This is a genomic window from Rhodococcus sp. W8901 (genome assembly GCF_013348805.1).
GTDB lineage: Bacteria > Actinomycetota > Actinomycetes > Mycobacteriales > Mycobacteriaceae > Prescottella.
This window is the reverse complement of the sequence record NZ_CP054690.1, coordinates 4,868,097-4,882,782: the sequence shown is the minus strand read 5'-3', so window position 1 is coordinate 4,882,782 and position 14,686 is coordinate 4,868,097. Positions and strand designations below refer to the sequence as shown.

Below are 14,686 nucleotides of genomic sequence, written 5' to 3'. Positions count from 1 at the left end.
GGCGTCGATGTCGTTCGAGCGGGCGCGCGCCCTCATCGTGTCGGCACGCGAGATCTACGCAGACAACCCCGTCGCGCGGGCGCAACTGAACGAGTGCGCGTCCCGGCTCGAGCAGCCGTTGCGCGTCGCGCTCGCCGGTTCCGTCAAGGCGGGCAAGTCCACGCTGCTCAATGCGTTTGTCGGACAGGACATCGCCCCGACCGACGCGACGGAGTGCACCCGCGTCGTCACCTGGTATCGCGGCGGCACGACGCCGACGGTCACCGCCCGCTACGACGGCGCCGAATCCGCCAATGTGGCCGTGCAGCGGCACGCGGGACGCCTGACGTTCGACCTCGGCGACCTCACGGCGGACCGTGTCGACCGCCTCGACGTGGAATGGCCGGCCAGCGCGCTCGCCCAGACGACGATCATCGACACCCCAGGTACGTCGTCGCTGTCGAAGGACGTCTCAGCCCGCACCCTCGAGATGCTGACCCCCGAGAACGCGGTGTCCGGCGCCGACGCGGTGGTGTACCTGCTGCGCAGCCTCAGTGCGTCGGATGTCCAGTTCCTGGGCCGGATCGGTGCCCACGTGGGCGGCGAGTCCGGGCCGCTCGGCGTCGTCGGGGTGGTCTCGCGCGCCGACGAGGTGGGGGCGGGCCGGGCCGACGCGATGCTGTCCGCGAAGGAGATGGCGGCCCGGTTCACGGCGGAACTCGAGCTCACCGGACTGTGTCAGGCGGTCGTTCCGGTGGCGGGCCTCTTGGCGCTGGGCGCGCGGACGTTGCGGCAGAGCGAGTTCGCGGCATTCGAGGCGCTCGCGCGGGTGCCGGGGGAGGATCTGCAGCTGGCGATGCTGTCCGCCGACCGGTTCGTCCGCGACGACGCCCCGCTGCCCGTGGACGCGGCGATGCGCCGTCAGCTCGCGGACCGGTTCGGCCTGTTCGGGATTCGGCTCGCGGTGATGCTGATCCGGCTCGGGGTGCAGGATTCGCCCAGCCTCGCCGCCGAGTTGGTGGCCCGCAGCGGGCTCGACGAACTGCGACAGGTGATCGACGTGCAGTTCGGCCAGCGAGCCGATCAACTCAAGACGCACTCCGCGCTCGTCGCGCTCGAACGGGTCCTCGAAGCGCACCCCACCCCGCAGACCCCGCGCATGATCGACGAGGCCGGACGGCTGCTCGCGGACGTCCACGGCTTCCAGGAGTTGCGCATGCTCGGCCGGCTCCGCAGCGCCGAAACCGGCCTGTCGGGCGACGATCTGACCGAACTGCAGCGGCTCATCGGTGGTTTCGGCATCGATCCCGCAACGCGGCTCGGGCTGGCGGCCGACGCCTCGATCGAGGAGGCGCGGGTCGTGGCGCTCGCAGCGGTGCACAAGTGGCGTGAGCGGGCGGCGCATCCCCTGGTCGACCAGTTCACCGCCCGGGCCTGTCGCGTCGCCGCCCGCAGTGCGGAGGGAGTGCTGACCGAACTGGGCGGGACCGGCGGGGTCGGTGGATTCGCCGGGGCGATGCGGCTCGACATCGACGCGGGGGCGGTGCGCGTGGCGCCGGTCGCGTCTACTCCTCGTCGCTGATCGGTCGCAGGAAGCTGCCGGCGATGTCGAGCGCGGGGCCGGAACTCTCGCCCGAGACCACCAGCACCGCGAACGCGACGTTGCCGCGGATCCCGACGAACCATCCGTGGGCGTGCGTGCCGTCGCCGAATTCGGCGGTCCCGGTCTTGCCCATGAGCCCGGAGATGTCGGAGAGGCTCGTGGCGGTGCCGCTGCGCACCGTCTCGGTCATCATTGATTTCAGGTCCCGCACATGGTCGGGGTCGAGCGGCCCCGGTGTGTGGTCGGCGGTCGCGGGCTCCCCGCCGATCAACTGGGGTAGAGGGGCCCGGCCCCCGGCGATCGCCGCCGCGACCATCGCCATCCCGAAGGGACTCGCCAGGTCCTCGCCCTGGCCGATCGCGGCCTCGACGCGCTGCGCGGGCGTCTGCGCCGACGGCACCGAACCGGTGACGGTCGTCAGTCCCGGTGTCAGGTAGTCGACGCCCAGCCCGAACTCGCGTGCCTGCACCTGAAGCGCGTCGGCGGGCAGTCCGACGGCCAGTCTGCCCATCGTCGTGTTGCACGAGTGGGCGAACGCCGAGTGCAGCGGGACGCGGCCCAGGTCGAACTCGTTCTCGTTGGGGATGACGCGGCCCTCGATATTCGCGGTGCCCGGGCAGTCGACGGTGCTGTCGGCGTTGACCGCGCCGCTCTGCAACGCAGCCATCGTCGTGACGGTCTTGAATGTCGAGCCCGGCGGATACAGGCCGGTCAGGGCGATGGGGCCGGACTTGTCGGCGGCCCCGTTCTGCGCGACCGCCAGCACCTGGCCGTTCGTGGCATCGAGCGCGACCAGCGCGGCCGCGCGGGGTTCGGTGTTCACGGCCTGCTGGGCGAGATGCTGGATGCGGGGATCCAGCGTCGTGCGCAGCGCCGTGCCGTCCGGCGGGTCGCCGCCGGTGAGGGTGCCGGCGACGCCGCCGTCGCGCTCGACGGCCTGCACCCGCCAGCCCGCCGAATCCTGTTGTCGCGATTCCCAGGTCGCCCGCAGCTCGGCGACCACCGGCGACGTCAGCGCCCGGTCGACGGTGAGTAGCCGCATCTGATCGGAGAGATGGATGCCGGGGATCTTCGCGAGTTCGGCGCGGATCGGCGCGGCGTCCTGCTGCCGCAGGCTCACCAGGTTCACCCGCTCGCCCGGCTTCGCCGCCGCGCCGGGATTCGGCGGGGCGACTTCGAACCCCGGTACCGCGCGCGACAGCAGACGCGACAGTTGCGCCCGCACCGCAGAATCGGTTGCCAGCGTGTTCGATTCGATGTCGACGACCGTGACCGTCTGCGGCTCCAGCAGTGCCATCCCGTTGGCGTCGAGGACGGCCCGTGTGTCGGCGACCGGTGTGTACTGCAGGGCCTGGCCGGGCTGGAGTCGTTCGTTGACCACCGCGGAGGACCACGACACCCGGCGGGTGCCGTCGGTGTACGTCAACGGCACCGCCGTGGTGTAACTCCAGGACCGTCCGCCGCCGAAATCCCAGTCCGACCGGTAGGTGAACCGTGAGTCGTCGGCGCGTTCGACGGTGAACTCGGCCTCGGCGCCGTCGCCCACACCGTCGAGGGTGCGGCGCAGCACGTCGCTCGCGCCGTCGGGGTCGTCGGTGAGCGATGCGGCGGCCGCCACGTCCCCGCTGCCGAGGGCGTCGACGAACTTGCGCGCCACCTTCTCGCCGGAGTCGGGACCACCCAGCACGCCGCACGACGTCAGCGCCACCGCCGCCGCGAGTGTCAGTGCGCCGCGCTTCCACAACTCCCGCTTGGTCCCGTCGGCCATCATCACTCCGCTCGTTCGATTGGATGTCGATTGGCAGCGAAGCATCGAGGACTCCGGCGAGTCCAATATGCTATTGACGTGAGACCGATACTCGATACGAATAAGGCCAGTTCAGGGCCGTCGTGAACCTTCTGTTACACCTCGAATTCTTCATCGCCGTGGCCGAGGAGCAGCACTTCGGCCGCGCTGCCGCCCGCCTCGGGATGACCCAGCCGCCGCTGAGCCAGGGCGTGAAGAAGCTCGAGCGTGAACTCGGCGTCACGCTGTTCCACCGCGGATCGAAGGGCGTCGTGCTCACCGCGAGCGGGCAGGCGCTGCTGCCGGACGCGATCGACCTGATCGGACAGGCCCAGCGCTTCACCGACACCGCGCGCCGGCGGCAGGCGCACGAGCGCACCCTCCGCGTCGGCGTCATGCCGAAGGTGCCGACCGCGCTGGTCGCGGACCTCGCGGCGACGGTCCGGTCGTTCGCCGGGTCGGGCCGCGTCGAGGTGAGCATCGCCCCGAGTGCCGATCTCGTCGACCAATTGGGTTCCGGCGCAATCGATCTCGGTGTCATCGAGCATCCCGCCCTGGTGGACCCGCTCACCGGCACCGACGTGGTGCCACTGCCGCTGACCCTGTTGGTGCCGGCCTCGCACCCGGCGGCGGCGCAGGACCCGTGCGGGCTGTCCCGCCTGACCGGCCTGCGGTTCGCGTCGCCGCCACGCTCCGACGGCCCGGCGGCGTACGACCTGCTGGGCGACGCATTCGCCCGGGTCGGGACCGACCTGGACGTCATCAACGCACCTGACGACCGGTGGGCCCTCGCGCTCGTGGCGGCCGGCCAGGCCTTCGCCCTCACCGCGGACCAGACGCTGTCGGCTCCCGGGGTGGGCCGGGTCCGGCCGGGCGACGAGTCGATCCGCCTGCGCCTGCGGTGCCTGCGGTCGGCGTCGGCCGACGTGCCGGACCGGGTGCTCGACGCGATGGCCGCGCGGATCGCCGGCTACGCGGCGGCCGGGCAGGTGACGTCGTGACGGGTACGACTGGACTGTCGGACGTGTTCGTCGACGCCGCCGTGCGCGGATGTCTGCACGCGATCCCGGTGTCGGACCGACGCGCGGGTATCGAGGTCGGGGCATCGCCGGACCAGCCGGTGGTCATGGCCTCGGTGTACAAACTGCCGCTGCTCGTCACGTTCTGCCGCCTCGTCGACGCCGGTGATCTGGACCCGCGCCGGCAGGTGACCCTCGACCCGTCCACCCGCACCACCGGGCCGACCGGTGTCTCGCAGATGTCGGATCCGGTACGAATGTCGCTGCGCGACATGGCGCGCTCGATGATGGCGGTGTCCGACAACGCCGCCGCCGACGAACTGCTCCGGCGCGTGGGTGTGGACCGGGTGAACGAGACGATGGGCGGCCTGGGGCTCTCGTCGACGCGGATCGTCGGTGGCACCGCGGACAGCCTGGAGTCGCTGGTGGCGGACACGGGCACGCGCTCGCCCGCCGAGGCGTTCGCCCGGATCGGCGACAACGACACCGTCATGTTCCCGAGCGGCTACGACCCGGTGCTGTCGAGCGCGACCACCCCGCGGGACATGACGACGCTGCTGTCGGCGGTGTGGACCGGGGCCGTCCTGTCCGCGGATCAGACGGCATTCGTCCGTGCCCTGATGTCGAGCCAGGTCTTCACCGCGCGCTTGCGCTCGGGATTCCCGTTCGCAGACGTCGTCGTCGCCGGGAAGACCGGAACGCTCGGTGCGGTACGCAACGAGGTGGGAGTGATCGAGTTTCCCGACGGTGACGCGTTCGCGGTCGCGGTCTTCACCCGGGCGGCGCGCGCGGATGCACTGTTGCCCAGGGCGGATGCGGCGATCGGTCTCGCCGCGCGTGCGGCGATCGCGGACTTGCGCCGGCTGGGCTGATCCGGCCGTTCCGTCGGTTCCGTGCACCGCCCGCGGGTGTCGGCGATACTCGAAGGAGGTGTCGGTGCTCCGACGCCACGAGGACCGAGGGGGCCCTTCGTGCTTCTCCGATTACCCGGTGTTTATCGTCCGCAAACCGACAGTTTCCTTCTGGCGCAGGCCCTGAGCTCCGAGCCCGTGGGTGCCCGCACTCGGATCCTGGACCTGTGCGCGGGCACCGGGATGCTCAGCGCGCGTGCCGCGGCGGCGGGCTCGGAGGACATCACGGCAGTCGACATCGGCCGTAGAGCGGTGGTGAACACGCGAATCAACGCGTGGCTCAACCGCGCTCACGTACGGGTGGTGCGGGGTGATCTCACGGTGCCGGTGGACGGCGAGCGGTTCGACCTCGTGCTGTCCAATCCGCCCTACGTGCCTTCGGCGACCGACCGGTTGCCGACGCGCGGCGCGGCCCGCGCGTGGGATGCGGGATCGAACGGTCGATCGCTGCTCGATCGCATCTGCACCGAGGTGCCCGACGTCCTGACCGACGGGGGAGTGATGTTGCTGCTGCAGTCCGCACTGAGCGGTCTCGAGAAGACGCAGGTGATGCTCGAGGAGCGGGGGTTGGAAGTCGACATCGTTCGCAGCGTGGACATACCGTTCGGTCCGATAACCGCTGCGCGCGAGGGCATGCTTCGGCGTCGCGGGTTGGTCGAGGCGGGGCAGGACCGCGAAAGGCTGGTCGTGTTCCGTGCCGGGTGGAGGGAGGCGGTCCGTCGTGGCTGACGGCGCGGGAGCCGAGGTGGTCGTCACGGTGTGCCCCGACGGGCCGCTGCTGATCCGCGGCCCGGTGAGTCTCGTCGACGGCGCCGGTGTCCCGATCGTCAACGAACGCGCGACGATTGCGTTGTGCCGCTGCGGGAGGACGGGCCGGTCGCCCTTCTGTGACAGCTCGCACAAACGGAAGAAACAGCAGAATCCGTGAAATCTTCTCTGCGTCAACTCGAGTGACCTAGCGGTTCTCGAGTCATCGTCGAGTCCGCCCCTGGCGGTGAATCATTCACAGGGCTGTCCACAGGTGTGAGTTCTTTCCTCCACAGGTGGCGTGGCCGAAATCCTGTCCAGCAGAACGATCCGGACACGGGCAGTATGAGAGTCAGTGCCCGGAAACCTTGCGAACGACGACAAGACGGAAACGGGGTTGAGAACGGATGACAACTGGAGGAACAGCCGGTCGAACCGATGCGGACCGACAGAAGCTGAACGAGATCGCCGCCAATCTGGACGCGATGATCGGAAGCGGTGTGAGCCCGAAGACGTCGGGTCCCTCGCGCGCCGAGTTGGGGCGCGACTTCGGTCTGGTGCACAAGTTCCTGACCGCACTGGACATCGGACAGCCCGGCCTGGTCGACAGCGAGGAGTTCGACCGGCTCGTGGCGCAGTACACCTAGGCGCTGCACGGAGCGGAACGGAGGAACGAGACGAATGACCACCGCAGGTGACCGCTACTGATCGGGGAAGCCGATGCCGATGCCGATTCCCGAACCACGCGGTCCCGTGAGCGCCGCAGTCGTCGCGGTGCTGTCCGGCGCGGACGACCCGGCGACCGTGAACACCGCGGCCCGTGGATACAGGTCGGAGTCGTCGAACGGCATGATCGACGACGACGACGCGCAGCTGGCCTTGGCGCTGTTGTACGAGCTGCATCTACACGGCGTCGACGGAGCGGACGACCGGCTCGAGTGGGCCCCGGAGCTGATCGCCGCGCGTGCCGAGCTGGAGGCACCGTTCGAGGCGGCGGTCCGCGAGCTCGCGCGCCCGCGGGTGGAGGACGTCGACCCGTCCGATGTCGTGGCAGCGCTCTGGGAGATGACCGCGCCCACGGTGGGTCCCGGGTTGGCGGGCTTCATGGCCACGGACGCGACCGCGGACCAGTTCCGGGAGCTGCTGATCCACCGATCGCTCAACCAGCTGCGCGAGGCCGACGTCCACACGATCGGCATCCCGAGACTCGTCGGGCGGCCGAAGGCGGCGCTCGTCGAGGTGCAGGCCGACGAGTACGGCGGCGGGCGTCTCGAGCGGATGCACTCGCAGCTGTTCGCGACGACGATGCGCGAGCTGGGGCTGTCCGACGGGTACGCCCACTATCTCGACGACGTCCCGGCGGTCACGCTCGCATCGCTCAACGCGCTGTCCCTCTTCGGGCTGCACCGCCGTCTGCGGGCCGCGCTCGCCGGACACCTGTGCGCGGTGGAGACCACCTCCGCGCTGCCGAGCAAGAAGTACGCCGCCGGGCTGCGTCGGCTCGGCTTCGGCGCCGCGGCCACCCTGTTCTTCGACGAACACGTCGAGGCCGACTCCGTGCACGAGCAGATCGTCGTCCGCGACCTCGCGGGCGGTCTGGTCGCGCAGCGCCCGGACTGTGCCGGCGACGTCCTGTTCGGCGCGGCCGCGTGCCTCGCGTTCGACGACCTGGTGGGCGAGCACATGGCGAACTCGTGGGCCCGCGGCGCGAGTTCGCTGCGATCCCGCGCGGGCTGAGATCTGGACAGGCGGGCGCGACACCGACCGACACTGACGCGTATGGGTCTGCTGTGGGTGATGACGCTTCCCGGCCTGGCGTGCTTGCTGATACTGCTGGCATTCGTCGAGGTGGTGTTCAGCCGGATCACCGGTCGAGGCCTGCTGCCGTTGATCCGGGTGGATCTGGCGTCCGGGTCCATCCGTGTCGATCGACCGGAATCCGGATCCGACGCCTGACCTTTGCGGGCAATGACCCGGCCGGCGGCCCGGGAGATCACCCGATGTGCGATCGATCGGTTGTCGAGGGGCGCTGTGGAAGCGATCGTGCCGCACGGTGCAATTCGTCGCTCACGGCGGCGAATGGCGGCCGGAACCGACTTCCGAGCCGGTAGGCGATCCGGGTCCGCCTGTGGATCGGGAGAGTCGTGAGCACTACCCCCTCCGGGACGTCGGTCGCTCCGAGTTGGGGAACCAACGCCACGCCGTCTCCCGCGGCGACGAGTCGCAGGACCGTCGCGAAGTCATCGACCCGATGGGCTATGTGCGGTTCGAAGCCCTGGGACTGACAGGTACGTACGGCCATCGTGTGGCAGAGGGTGCCGGTGTTGCCGACTATCCAGCGGCTTCCGGCGTGCCGGCGGACCACCGTCATGTCGACCCCCTCCGCCGGTTCCGTTGACGCGAGGTACACGACCTCGTCGAGGATCGGTTCGGTCTCGATGCCTGGCCCCATGGTGGAGGGCACGTTGTCGTATTCATGAACCAACGCGATGTCCAGTCGACCGCCGCGAAGAAGATCCGGCACGGCGGCGGGATCCACCTCGGTCACCGTCAGTTCCAAACCCTTCTCGGCGCGGCCGATCTCCAGCATTGCGGGCAGCACGATCGTCCGTAGGGCAGTCGGAAACGCCCCCAGGCGAACCGAACCCGACAGGCCCTTCTCGCTCGCGGAGAGCGCGGCCTCGGCTCGTTCCAGGTCGGCGAGCACGACCTCCGTGTGCTCGACCAGCATCGTCCCGGCCGGCGTGAGACTCACCCGACGGCCCGTGCGTGTCAACAGCGGGCGACCGGCCTCGCGCTCGAGGGCCGCAAGCTGCTGTGACACCGCCGAGGGCGTGTACGACAGTGCCTCTGCGACCGACGCGATGGTGCCTCGGTGGGCGAGTTCGCGCAGAAGTCTGAGCTTGCGGATGTCGAGCATCAGTTCAGCTTACGGATAGCGCCATGAACAGTAACTGGATCTTGATTATGTGCGCGGTGAGACTGGGTGCATGACCTTCCACCCGTCAGGAATTCTCGTCCCGCTCGTCACTCCGTTCGCGGACGACGGTGAGCTCGCCGCTGCCGAGCTGGAACTCCTCGCGCACGCCGTGATCGACGAGGGAGCGGCCGGGATCGTCGCGTTGGGGACCACCGCGGAGCCGGCGACGCTGAGCCCACCGGAACGCCGCGATGTCGTGCGGATCTGCGGCAGGGTGTGCCGCGAGCGCGGGGTTCCTCTGCTCGTCGGGGCCGGCTCCAACGACACGGTCGGCACCGTGCGGGCGATCGAGGCGCTGAATGCGGAAGCCGATGTCACGGGCGTATTGGTAGTGGTCCCGTACTACACGCGACCGTCCGAGGCGGGGGTCGTGGCGCACTTCGAGTACGTCGCCGATCGGAGTCCGCTTCCGCTCGTTCTGTACAACGTTCCGTACCGCACCGGCCAGTATCTGGGTTGGGAGTCCGTTGTGCGCCTGGCGAAGCATCCGCGGATCGTCGGCATCAAGCAGGCAGTCGGCTCGGTGGATACCGACACCGCGCGGCTTCTCGCGGAGTCTGCGTCGTCGGGTCGCGCCGCGGGGTCTGCTCCTGTGGACGCGTTCTCGGTTCTTGCGGGGGAGGACACGCTCGTCTCGCCGCTGCTCGCGATGGGCGCGGCGGGCGCGATCGCGGCGACCGCGAATGTGTGTGCGAGGGAATTCGTCGAACTGTACGACCTCTGGCGCAGCGGACGACCCGTGCCCGCACGGGCGCTGGCGCACCAATTGGTGGGGCCCACATCCGCACTGATATCCGAGCCCAATCCCACCGTCATCAAGGCCGTTCTCCATGCCCAGGGTCGGATATCCACCCCGAACGTCCGGCTTCCGTTGCTGCCGGCCGGTGAGCCCGGGGCGATCGTCGACGCGCTCCGACACCTTCGCCTTGCGCTCTCGCGATGATCGATCCCAACGTGCCGTGGTCCGGTGCGGCGTCCGAAACCTAACGCTCGATTCGCCGCAGTGCCGACCTGGCTGCGTTGTATCCGCCCATCCCGTGCGCGCCGCCGCCGGGCGGGGTCGCGGCGGAGCAGATGTAGACGCCCGGGATGCCTGTCGAATAGGGGTCGATGGCCACCCGCGGGCGCGTCAACAACTGCACCGGATCGTTCGCGCCGGTCGCGATGTCGCCGCCCACGTAATTGGGGTTGTAGGCGGGCATCTCGACGGCGGACCGGGTGAAGCTGCCGACGATGCGGTCCCGGGTGTGGGGTGCGAAGCGCTCGATCTGGCGCAGGATCGCCTCCGTCGCGTCGCCGGTGTATCCGTGCGGCACATGGGCGTACGCCCACACCGGGTGCACGTCACCGGCCGATCGTGAGGGGTCCGCCAGGTACTGCTGTCCGATCAGGACGAACGGACGCTCGGGCATTCGGCCGCGGTGCAGGTCCCGCTCAGTCGCGACCACCTCCTCGAAGGTCCCGCCGAGGTGGACGGTGCCGGCGCGGCGGCATGCGTCGTCACGCCACGGAATGCCGCCCTCGACGGCCAGATCCAGCTTGAACGCCGCCGGACCGTACCGGTACCGGCGGTACGCGCGGGCCACCCGGGCCGGCAGCAGGTTGCCGGCCACCTCGGCGACGCCGGTGGGCGACAGGTCGAGCATCGTGATGTCGGCGCGCGGCAACTCGCCCAGCGAGCGGACACGTCGTCCGGTCTCGATCCGACCGCCGTGGGCGAGTAACAGTGAGGCCAGCGCATCGGTGATCGCGCGGGACCCGCCCTTCGCGACCGGCCAGCCGTAGCGGTGCCCGGCGGCGAGCATCATCAGGCCCGCCGCCGACGTCGTGGGCCGGGACAACGGGTAGTAGGCGTGCGCGGCCACACCGCCGAACAGCGCCCGCGCCTGCGCGGTGCGCCATCGCCTCGCCGTCAGCGTGGCGGGGGCGAGCGCATGGATCCCGAAGCGCACCATCGGGATCGGGTGCCTGGGCAGGTGTACGACGGGACGCAGCAGTTCGCCGGCCAGTTCGTCGAAGTGCTCGGACAGCGGCGCGAACAGCCGTCGCCACGCGGGTCCGTCGGGCCCCAGTCGGCTCGCGGTCTGCTCGATCGACCGTGTGAACACGCCCGACACGGCATCGTCGAGCGGATGCGCGAGATCGATCTCCGGATACCGCCATTCGAGTCCGTGCGCGGAGAGGTCGAGCGAGCGGAAGAACGGTGACGCCACGCCCATCGGGTGCACCGCCGAGCAGTCGTCGTGCAGCAGTCCGGGCACGAGGCGCTCGGAGGTGCGGGTGCCGCCGCCGATCGTGTCCGCGGCCTCGTACACGGTCACGGAGATGCCGCGCAGCGCGAGCGCCACACCCGCGGCCAGCCCGTTGGGGCCGGAGCCGACGACGACGGCGTCCGTCATGGCGTGCCGCCGGCCGGGCGGTCGAGCCACGCCGAGACGGCGGGTGCGAACAGCAACGCCGTGCCGACCACGACCAACCCGGCCTGCAGCAGCGGCGCCCACGTGAGGGCGCGGACGGAGGTGTCCCACGCGCCCGACAACAGATTCCAGGTGGCGACGGCCGCGACGATCGTCGGTAGTGCGGCGACGGCCAGCCCGGTTCGGCCGCCGCGACGACGCCTGCGGAGCCGAAGGATCGCGAACACCGCGGTGAGCATGACCAGCAGCCCGATGCCGACGACGGCCGGCACGGTGAGGCTGACGACCCCGGAGACGTCGCCCGCGGCGGCGGTCGGATTCCGATCGGCGAGGTCGGACTCGAGGGCGTCGCGCACCCTTCCGTAGTCCAACGCGAGGGCTCCGAGGAGTCCGACGAAAACGACGAAGGAGGCCGTCCACGCGGCCAGTGCCGCGGCGAGCGCGTGCGGGGGAGTGACCGCGGTCGGGGTGTGCAGCGGAGCGACGACGACATCGGGTCGGGGCGGCCGGGGCCGGTGCGGCTGCGCCGGCACCGCCGTTGCCTCGTGTTCGTCGGTGGTGTCCACGTCCGAATCGTATCCGCGCCCGCGGTCCGGTCAGCCCGGTCGGGAAAATCCCGCAGTCGGGAACAAACCCGTGAGGCGGCCCGTTGACCATTTCGAGAACCTGAGCGTCGAGGACTCAAGTTTCGGATTGACTTCGACTGGAGTCGCATGCAAACTTGAGCCGGATACGCTCACCTGAGGTTCATTAGCTCAGTGTCGAGAAGATAACCGCAGCTCGAGAGGCTGCGAAGAAGGAAAGTGAGGGATCACTATGGCTCGTGCGGTCGGAATCGACCTCGGGACCACCAACTCGGTCGTGTCTGTGCTCGAAGGCGGCGAGCCGGTAGTGGTCGCCAACTCCGAGGGCTCGCGCACCACCCCGTCCGTCGTGGCCTTCGCCAAGAACGGTGAAGTGCTCGTCGGTCAGCCCGCCAAGAACCAGGCGGTCACCAACGTCGACCGCACCATCCGCTCGGTCAAGCGCCACATCGGCACCGACTGGAACGTGGAGATCGACGACAAGAAGTACACGCCGCAGGAGATCAGCGCCCGCACGCTGATGAAGCTGAAGCGTGACGCGGAGGCGTACCTCGGTGAGGAGATCACCGACGCCGTCATCACCGTCCCCGCCTACTTCGAGGACGCGCAGCGCCAGGCCACCAAGGAAGCCGGACAGATCGCGGGCCTCAACGTCCTGCGCATCGTCAACGAGCCCACCGCGGCCGCGCTGGCGTACGGCCTCGACAAGGGCGAGAAGGAACAGACCATCCTGGTCTTCGACCTCGGCGGCGGCACCTTCGACGTGTCCCTGCTCGAGATCGGCGACGGCGTCGTCGAGGTCCGCGCGACCTCCGGTGACAACCACCTCGGTGGCGACGACTGGGACGAGCGCATCGTCAGCTGGCTGGTCGACAAGTTCAAGGCTCAGAACGGCATCGATCTGACCAAGGACAAGATGGCCCTGCAGCGTCTGCGTGAGGCTGCGGAGAAGGCGAAGATCGAGCTGTCCAGCTCGCAGAGCACCTCCATCAACCTGCCGTACATCACCGTCGACGCGGACAAGAACCCGCTGTTCCTCGACGAGCAGCTCACCCGCAGCGAGTTCCAGAAGATCACCTCCGACCTGCTGGACCGCACCCGCGCGCCGTTCCAGGCCGTGGTCAAGGACTCGGGCATCGCCGTCAAGGACATCGACCACGTCGTGCTCGTCGGTGGCTCCACCCGTATGCCGGCCGTCTCCGACCTGGTTCGTGAGCTCACCGGTGGCCGGGAGCCCAACAAGGGCGTGAACCCGGACGAAGTGGTTGCAGTCGGAGCGGCGCTTCAGGCCGGCGTCCTCAAGGGCGAGGTCAAGGACGTTCTGCTGCTCGACGTCACCCCGCTGTCTCTCGGTATCGAGACCAAGGGTGGCGTGATGACCAAGCTCATCGAGCGCAACACCACGATCCCGACCAAGCGCTCCGAGACCTTCACCACGGCGGACGACAACCAGCCGTCGGTGCAGATCCAGGTGTTCCAGGGTGAGCGCGAGATCGCCTCGCACAACAAGCTCCTCGGATCGTTCGAGCTGTCCGGTATCCCGCCGGCCCCGCGCGGCGTGCCGCAGATCGAGGTCACCTTCGACATCGACGCCAACGGCATCGTGCACGTGACCGCGAAGGACAAGGGCACGGGCAAGGAGAACACGATCAAGATCCAGGACGGCTCCGGTCTGTCCAAGGACGAGATCGATCGGATGATCAAGGACGCCGAGGCGCACGCGGAGGAGGACAAGAACCGCCGCGAGGAGGCCGAGGTCCGCAACCAGGCCGATTCGCTGGTGCACCAGACCGAGAAGTTCATCAAGGACAACGAGGACAAGGTGCCCGCCGACGTCAAGGAGAAGGTCGAGGCCGCGGTCACCGAGGTCAAGACCGCTCTCGCCGGCTCGGACATCGCCGCCGTCAAGGCTGCAGTGGAGAAGCTGTCCACCGAGTCGCAGGCCCTGGGCCAGGCGATCTACGACGCGCAGGCCGCCGACGCCGCCGCGTCGGGTGACGGCTCCGGCCCCGCCGCTGACGACGTCGTCGACGCCGAGGTTGTCGACGAGCCGACCGATCAGGACAAGAAGTGACGGCGGAAAACCCCGAGCGCGAACCGGTGACGGCCGACGATCAGGTCGACGCCACCACCACCCCGGCTGCCTCCGAGGAGGCGGCCGGGGCCGGTGCGGCCGAGACGGACGATCTGACCGCGATCACCTCCGAACTCGAGAAGGCCAGCACCGAGCTGGGCTACGCGAAGGCGGAGATCGCCAACATCCGCCGCAACGCGTTGGCCCGGATCGATCGGGCCGTCGAGGACGAGAGGGTCGCGGTGGTCGGGAAGTTCCTCGACCTCGTCGACGATCTCGACCGGGCACGCGCCCACGGGGATCTGGAGTCGGGACCGCTGAAGGCGCTGTCCGACAAGCTCGCCGGTGTGCTCGACGGTCTCGGCCTCGAGGGGTTCGGCGCCGAGGGCGATGCCTTCTCCGCGGAACTGCACGAGGCCGTGCAGATGGAGGGTGACGGTGACAACCCCGTCCTCGGGGCAGTGCTGCGCAAGGGCTACCGCCTGGGCGAACGAGTGCTCCGCACGGCGATGGTGACCGTCACCGACGGCGCGCCTGCAGCCGATGCGGCAGCCGAGTAGATAGACAGACAACAGTGAAAGGAGGA

General features: G+C 69.5%; 15 protein-coding genes. 11 read left to right on the top strand and 4 right to left on the bottom strand.

Going from position 1 to position 14,686, the window contains the following annotated elements; translation table 11 throughout:
* Window positions 1-7: 7 nt before the first annotated feature.
* Window positions 8-1,561: a dynamin family protein gene (locus tag HUN07_RS22930; protein ID WP_174914974.1), complete on the top strand. Its 1,554-nt coding sequence runs from the start codon at window positions 8-10 to the stop codon at window positions 1,559-1,561.
* On the opposite strand, the gene HUN07_RS22925 is transcribed toward HUN07_RS22930, so the two are convergent.
* Window positions 1,545-3,353, bottom strand: a complete 1,809-nt coding sequence (locus HUN07_RS22925) for a penicillin-binding transpeptidase domain-containing protein (protein ID WP_254622642.1) — start codon at window positions 3,351-3,353, stop codon at window positions 1,545-1,547. The two genes, HUN07_RS22930 and HUN07_RS22925, sit on opposite strands and share 17 nt — an antisense overlap.
* Window positions 3,354-3,472: 119 nt before the next feature.
* Between HUN07_RS22925 and HUN07_RS22920 the strand changes: the two genes are divergently transcribed.
* The 7 genes from HUN07_RS22920 to HUN07_RS22890 all read left to right on the top strand — a co-directional run bounded on the left by HUN07_RS22920 (window position 3,473) and on the right by HUN07_RS22890 (window position 8,001).
* On the top strand, window positions 3,473-4,369 hold the full coding sequence (locus tag HUN07_RS22920; protein WP_174913095.1) for a LysR family transcriptional regulator: 897 nt from the start codon (window positions 3,473-3,475) through the stop codon (window positions 4,367-4,369).
* Window positions 4,366-5,259, top strand: a complete 894-nt coding sequence (locus tag HUN07_RS22915) for a serine hydrolase (RefSeq protein WP_174913092.1) — start codon at window positions 4,366-4,368, stop codon at window positions 5,257-5,259. The genes HUN07_RS22920 and HUN07_RS22915 overlap by 4 nt, the downstream gene beginning before the upstream one ends.
* A 99-nt stretch (window positions 5,260-5,358) precedes the next feature.
* Window positions 5,359-6,027 (top strand): HemK2/MTQ2 family protein methyltransferase, encoded by a 669-nt coding sequence (locus HUN07_RS22910; RefSeq protein ID WP_114721520.1) that lies wholly within the window; start codon window positions 5,359-5,361, stop codon window positions 6,025-6,027.
* On the top strand, window positions 6,020-6,226 hold the full coding sequence (locus HUN07_RS22905; protein ID WP_309473096.1) for a CDGSH iron-sulfur domain-containing protein: 207 nt from the start codon (window positions 6,020-6,022) through the stop codon (window positions 6,224-6,226). Before HUN07_RS22910 ends, HUN07_RS22905 begins: the two co-directional genes overlap by 8 nt.
* Window positions 6,227-6,452: 226 nt before the next feature.
* Window positions 6,453-6,692 (top strand): hypothetical protein, encoded by a 240-nt coding sequence (locus HUN07_RS22900; RefSeq protein WP_174913090.1) that lies wholly within the window; start codon window positions 6,453-6,455, stop codon window positions 6,690-6,692.
* 79 nt (window positions 6,693-6,771) lie between these two features.
* A complete protein-coding gene (locus HUN07_RS22895; protein WP_174913087.1) occupies window positions 6,772-7,782 on the top strand; it encodes an iron-containing redox enzyme family protein in 1,011 nt (336 codons plus the stop codon).
* A gap of 42 nt (window positions 7,783-7,824) precedes the next feature.
* Complete coding sequence (locus HUN07_RS22890) at window positions 7,825-8,001, top strand: hypothetical protein (protein ID WP_174913084.1); 177 nt, start codon at window positions 7,825-7,827, stop codon at window positions 7,999-8,001.
* 37 nt (window positions 8,002-8,038) lie between these two features.
* On the opposite strand, the gene HUN07_RS22885 is transcribed toward HUN07_RS22890, so the two are convergent.
* Window positions 8,039-8,965 (bottom strand): LysR family transcriptional regulator, encoded by a 927-nt coding sequence (locus HUN07_RS22885; RefSeq protein ID WP_174913081.1) that lies wholly within the window; start codon window positions 8,963-8,965, stop codon window positions 8,039-8,041.
* Between the two features lie 70 nt (window positions 8,966-9,035).
* Between HUN07_RS22885 and dapA the strand changes: the two genes are divergently transcribed.
* Window positions 9,036-9,968, top strand: coding sequence for a 4-hydroxy-tetrahydrodipicolinate synthase (gene dapA / locus HUN07_RS22880; RefSeq protein ID WP_174913078.1), 933 nt, complete (start codon window positions 9,036-9,038; stop codon window positions 9,966-9,968).
* A 40-nt stretch (window positions 9,969-10,008) separates the two neighbouring features.
* Here dapA and HUN07_RS22875 read toward each other — a convergent pair whose 3' ends face one another.
* Window positions 10,009-11,424, bottom strand: a complete 1,416-nt coding sequence (locus HUN07_RS22875; protein ID WP_174913075.1) for a phytoene desaturase family protein — start codon at window positions 11,422-11,424, stop codon at window positions 10,009-10,011.
* A complete protein-coding gene (locus tag HUN07_RS22870) occupies window positions 11,421-12,008 on the bottom strand; it encodes a hypothetical protein (protein ID WP_174913073.1) in 588 nt (195 codons plus the stop codon). The genes HUN07_RS22875 and HUN07_RS22870 overlap by 4 nt, the downstream gene beginning before the upstream one ends.
* 250 nt (window positions 12,009-12,258) lie before the next feature.
* Between HUN07_RS22870 and dnaK the strand changes: the two genes are divergently transcribed.
* Window positions 12,259-14,100 carry a molecular chaperone DnaK gene (gene dnaK, locus HUN07_RS22865; protein WP_114721535.1) on the top strand — a complete coding sequence of 614 codons (1,842 nt, stop codon included), beginning with the start codon at window positions 12,259-12,261 and terminating at the stop codon, window positions 14,098-14,100.
* Window positions 14,097-14,660: a nucleotide exchange factor GrpE gene (gene grpE, locus HUN07_RS22860; protein ID WP_174913070.1), complete on the top strand. Its 564-nt coding sequence runs from the start codon at window positions 14,097-14,099 to the stop codon at window positions 14,658-14,660. Before dnaK ends, grpE begins: the two co-directional genes overlap by 4 nt.
* Window positions 14,661-14,686 lie beyond the last annotated feature (26 nt).

Excerpts from the sequence above, each read along its gene's own strand:
- HUN07_RS22930 (WP_174914974.1), top strand. The coding sequence starts at position 8 with ATGTCGTTCGAGCGGGCGCGCGCCCTCATCGTGTCGGCACGCGAGATC.
- HUN07_RS22925 (WP_254622642.1), bottom strand. The coding sequence starts at position 3,353 with ATGATGGCCGACGGGACCAAGCGGGAGTTGTGGAAGCGCGGCGCACTG.
- HUN07_RS22900 (WP_174913090.1), top strand. The coding sequence starts at position 6,453 with ATGACAACTGGAGGAACAGCCGGTCGAACCGATGCGGACCGACAGAAG.
- HUN07_RS22895 (WP_174913087.1), top strand. The coding sequence starts at position 6,772 with ATGCCGATTCCCGAACCACGCGGTCCCGTGAGCGCCGCAGTCGTCGCG.
- HUN07_RS22890 (WP_174913084.1), top strand. The coding sequence starts at position 7,825 with ATGGGTCTGCTGTGGGTGATGACGCTTCCCGGCCTGGCGTGCTTGCTG.
- HUN07_RS22885 (WP_174913081.1), bottom strand. The coding sequence starts at position 8,965 with ATGCTCGACATCCGCAAGCTCAGACTTCTGCGCGAACTCGCCCACCGA.
- dapA (WP_174913078.1), top strand. The coding sequence starts at position 9,036 with ATGACCTTCCACCCGTCAGGAATTCTCGTCCCGCTCGTCACTCCGTTC.
- HUN07_RS22875 (WP_174913075.1), bottom strand. The coding sequence starts at position 11,424 with ATGACGGACGCCGTCGTCGTCGGCTCCGGCCCCAACGGGCTGGCCGCG.
- dnaK (WP_114721535.1), top strand. The coding sequence starts at position 12,259 with ATGGCTCGTGCGGTCGGAATCGACCTCGGGACCACCAACTCGGTCGTG.